Genomic DNA, 534 nt, shown 5'->3' with positions numbered 1-534 from the left:
GGTCCGCCGCCGCACCGCCGCCGAGCGGCCGGCACCTCCGCCGCCCTCGCCGCTGGCGCGCTACCACGCCCAGCTGCTGGCCCGCCGCCGGCTGCGGGCGCTGGCCGCGATGACCGGGGGGCTGGGCTCCGCGGCGCTGCTCGCGCTGACCGGCGGCACCCTGCCGACGGCCGGCGCCGTCCCGGTCGCGACCGAGGACGTGCTCGACCCGCAGGCCTGGGTGCTCCCCGAGAACGCCGGCATGGGGCCGCTGGTCATCCCGACGATCGGCGCACTGCCCGCCGGCGCCGAGGACTGGTTCCTCCCGGGTGCTCCCGCGGCCGCCGTCACGTCCCTGCGCCAGGCGGCCCGTCCGGCCGCACGCGACCTGGACGCCGACCTCGAAGCCGAGCTCGGCCTCGAGCGCGACCCCGCTCCCCCGGCCGCACCGGCGCCGCGCACCACCTCCCCGTCGCCGTCCCCGGCGGTCGAGGACGGATCGGGAGACCTGGCCATCGCACCGCCGGCACGCCCGGCACCGCCCTCCGGGGCGAC

Annotated in this window: 1 pseudogene; it reads left to right on the top strand. The window is 80.9% G+C overall.

Annotation, left to right across the window (positions count from 1 at the left end):
• Positions 1-534, top strand: a pseudogene (locus tag E9529_RS21495) (hypothetical protein); the annotation flags it as partial.

The sequence above is a fragment of the Blastococcus sp. KM273128 genome (assembly GCF_021698975.1).
Taxonomy (GTDB): Bacteria; Actinomycetota; Actinomycetes; order Mycobacteriales; family Geodermatophilaceae; genus Blastococcus.
Note: the sequence above shows the minus strand (reverse complement) of the source record. Positions and strands in the feature narration are given on the sequence as shown.